The organism is Bartonella sp. AP57NXGY, from assembly GCF_042195805.1.
Taxonomy (GTDB): Bacteria; Pseudomonadota; Alphaproteobacteria; order Rhizobiales; family Rhizobiaceae; genus Bartonella.
The window spans coordinates 7,143-10,180 of the sequence record NZ_JBHIOZ010000041.1; the positions used below are offsets into that span (position 1 = coordinate 7,143).

The 3,038-nt window shown below is 38.4% G+C and carries 5 protein-coding genes and 1 tRNA gene; 4 read left to right on the forward strand and 2 right to left on the reverse strand.

The window, feature by feature from the left end; translation table 11 throughout:
- Window positions 1-244: hypothetical protein (locus ACFIL8_RS05580; protein WP_375689089.1), on the forward strand; the 244-nt coding region annotated here is incomplete at its 5' end.
- Window positions 245-524: 280 nt separating this feature from the next.
- On the opposite strand, the gene ACFIL8_RS05585 is transcribed toward ACFIL8_RS05580, so the two are convergent.
- Window positions 525-609, reverse strand: a tRNA-Leu gene (locus ACFIL8_RS05585).
- Between the two features lie 221 nt (window positions 610-830).
- On the opposite strand from ACFIL8_RS05585, the gene ACFIL8_RS05590 reads away from it, so the two are divergent.
- A complete protein-coding gene (locus ACFIL8_RS05590; RefSeq protein WP_375679922.1) occupies window positions 831-1,436 on the forward strand; it encodes a YqaA family protein in 606 nt (201 codons plus the stop codon).
- 12 nt (window positions 1,437-1,448) lie between these two features.
- A complete protein-coding gene (locus ACFIL8_RS05595; protein ID WP_375689091.1) occupies window positions 1,449-2,021 on the forward strand; it encodes a disulfide bond formation protein B in 573 nt (190 codons plus the stop codon).
- Here ACFIL8_RS05595 and ACFIL8_RS05600 read toward each other — a convergent pair.
- Complete coding sequence (locus ACFIL8_RS05600; protein ID WP_375613250.1) at window positions 2,018-2,152, reverse strand: hypothetical protein; 135 nt, start codon at window positions 2,150-2,152, stop codon at window positions 2,018-2,020. The two genes, ACFIL8_RS05595 and ACFIL8_RS05600, sit on opposite strands and share 4 nt — an antisense overlap.
- Window positions 2,153-2,316: 164 nt before the next feature.
- Here ACFIL8_RS05600 and ACFIL8_RS05605 point away from each other — a divergent pair, with 164 nt between their 5' ends.
- The gene (locus tag ACFIL8_RS05605; RefSeq protein WP_375613249.1) at window positions 2,317-2,841 is read left to right on the forward strand and encodes a type II toxin-antitoxin system PemK/MazF family toxin; all 525 of its coding nucleotides are present in this window, start codon (window positions 2,317-2,319) and stop codon (window positions 2,839-2,841) included.
- Window positions 2,842-3,038 lie beyond the last annotated feature (197 nt).

The following is a 3,038-nucleotide window of genomic DNA, read 5'->3' on the forward strand; positions in this document are numbered from 1 at the left end:
TTTTGTTGCTCACATATCTTTTTGGCGATCACGCCCCTCATGTCATACGACAACGCTTCAAACCAAACACACTCAAATTCAAGACACTTGGATTGCCAATTCACATGCGTGTTTTAAAGAAACAGCTCTCAAAACCCTCAAGCCCATTTTGCGACAGCACCTACAAGAATATAAAATCTATAAAGCACCATCTCTACACTTCATAAAAGTGCAAGCAGGCACCCCCATCCATCATACACTTTAACCTCCAATGATGCCCTTGAAACGGCATAAGAGGCATTTTTATTCATTTTTTGTAAAATTTCACTCCACGCGAGCTCATCTAGCTTGTAACGTACAAGCGACATGATTTTAGTTGATTTACTATAAACAGACTTGAAATGAAAGAATCCTACGGTATTCAATGTTTTTCATTCAACATACAAAACATTGAATACGGTCTATAAATTCCATGTTTTATAAATCCCATGTTCTATAAAACAACGTGATGCGCCATAACAGGATAAAGGAAAATATTTATGAAGTGGTGCGGGTGGTCGGACTCGAACCGACACTCCTCTCGGAACCAGATTTTGAGTCTGGCGCGTCTACCAGTTCCACCACACCCGCACACTGCTATAAAAGACAGGACTATAAAAGACAGACTTGTCGATTATTCCTTTGCACTATATGAAGAAGAACAGATTCGTCAACAGAAGACTTCTCATTTTTTAAGAATTCATATCATTTTCTTATCTATTTTATGAAATACTTTCTTTATTGGATTTCTCTACCGGATTTATAGCAATCTCATTTGTAAAGTCTTTACCTCTTAAACTTATAAAAGCCTCATGATATTAAACAAATTAAAGCTTTGGACGATTTCTTTAGCAAATCGGCGTACAGCACCACACTGGCTTGGTTTCATTGCCTTTATTGAAAGTTCTGTTTTTCCAATTCCCATAGATGTTTTATATATTCCGATGCTTCTTATCCATCAAAAACGGGTTTATCGCTATGCTTTGATTGCGACAATCTGTTCTGTATTAGGAGGCATTGCCGGTTGGTTTATCGGACATTTTGCCTATGATACCCTTGCCAAACCCATTTTAGAAATTTATGGTAAGGTTGAAAGTTTTGAATCTCTGAAAAATAGTGCAACCCTGCAATTTCTAATCATTTTACTGATAACATCAGGTTTTTTTCATCTTCCCCCCATCAAGATTGTCACAATTTTGGCCGGTGTTATGAGTGTACGTCTTGAACTTTTCATGCTTATTTGTATTTTTTCTAGAGGCGCTCGTTTTTATCTTCTCGCGTGGCTGATTAAACATTTTGGGCAAAAAGCAATGAATTTTCTAGTACAGCATTTCAAATGGATTGTTCTCATTGGTTGTGTTAGCCTCCTTTTAATTTATGGGATTTTCATAGCTTTTTTAAACAAGAAGCTTTTATAAGGAACAGACTTAATGGCATGCGTTTTGTCTTCTCACCCACTTTTACACAAGCACCTTCATGTTGAACCCAGCAGAAAAGAACAAAGTTTGTGGGCTTTTTTTCTCGCTTTTTGCTTGTCTGCCACAATAGGTATTGCCCTTGGTTTTGAATATTTCGGAGGATATCTTCCTTGCGATTTATGTCTCATAGAGCGTTTTCCTTATTATGGAGCCATACCATTTTTGCTCTTAGCAGGTTTTGGGGCATATTTTTTTCGCATAACTGCTTGGATACAACTTTTGTTTTTGTGTGTTTTTGTCTTAATGTGCATCAGCCTTGTTTTAGCCGTTTATCATGCGGGTGTTGAATATGGCTTTTGGGAAGCTCCCCTCAGCTGTGGTTTAAGCGCAGTCAGAAAAACCTCAGACATTAACCAGCTGCTTAACCAATTAAATAGCATTCATCCCCCTTCTTGTTCTGAAGCATCCGCACGCTTTCTTTTTCTTTCATTTGCCGGTTGGAATGTCGTCTCAAGCCTATTTTTCTCCCTTATAAGCCTCTATATTACTTCAAAAGGGCTCCTTTCAATCCATAAAAAACTCTAACCATAAAATAGAAACGAAACCGCGTGCACTCGTTCTCTCCAATCGCTTTCCCCTACCAACAACCCTCCAATCACCAATCCCCACCCAAAACCACCCACCGCCAAACCAACCCACCCACACCAACGAGTCACCAACATCCCTCCTCTAGCGTTGTACTCAAAAGACAAAAATAAGCAGATACATCCATTTTATGGTTTCACCTCTCTGTACTTATAAGCAACATTTTGATAAAAACTCGTGATAGAAAAGCCGTAAAATAATAAGTGAGGGGACCAATAAATATAAATGGTCTGCTATGGCTGAAGATAAAAACACAGAGCCTTCTACCCTATCACCTATTTCCTTAGATATAACCAAACTTGAAGAACCATGTGTTATGATGGAACATGATCATAATGCATGGCGTGAGCATATAAAAGAAAGGGATTTAAATGCGCCTTACGAAAAACCACCTCATATAAAACCACGAATCAAATCGGCACCACGCATCAGACAAGTTTTTTGGTGTGATTTTCCTCATGATTCGATACTCCCTGAATTTTGGAAAAAGCGGCCTGTTTTAGTGCTTTCTAAGAATGCAAAATTATATGGAAATGTGACAGTTTTACCTTTTTCAACGAAATCACAACCCAATAATCCCGCTGCGTATCCAATACAATCTCCTATAGAGAATAAAAAAGCATGGATTATCTGCAATTATGTCACAACAGTTTCTGTAAGTCGTTTAAGTTGCTCACGTACCGTTCCAAGATTATCCTGCGAAGATTTTCATAAAGTTGTAGCTCTGATGCTCAAATATTTACCGCATTTACACTATTGACTTTTGAGAAAAATAAGTGTACCTATATCAGCATACACGGCATCAGTAATGGTGGCCGCTTCCCCGCAAGGGGAGATAGGAACGAAGGAGTGGGAAACCGCTCCTTTCGTCATTTTTGGTATTTTTTTGAAAACTGCCATTTTTTGCAACCTTCCCTAGAACATATCCAACATTCATTCTCCACCGTTGTTGTTTTG

Coding starts and splice junctions, on each gene's coding strand:
- ACFIL8_RS05590 (WP_375679922.1), top strand. CDS start 831: ATGATATTAAACAAATTAAAGCTTTGGACGATTTCTTTAGCAAATCGG.
- ACFIL8_RS05595 (WP_375689091.1), top strand. CDS start 1,449: ATGGCATGCGTTTTGTCTTCTCACCCACTTTTACACAAGCACCTTCAT.
- ACFIL8_RS05605 (WP_375613249.1), top strand. CDS start 2,317: ATGGCTGAAGATAAAAACACAGAGCCTTCTACCCTATCACCTATTTCC.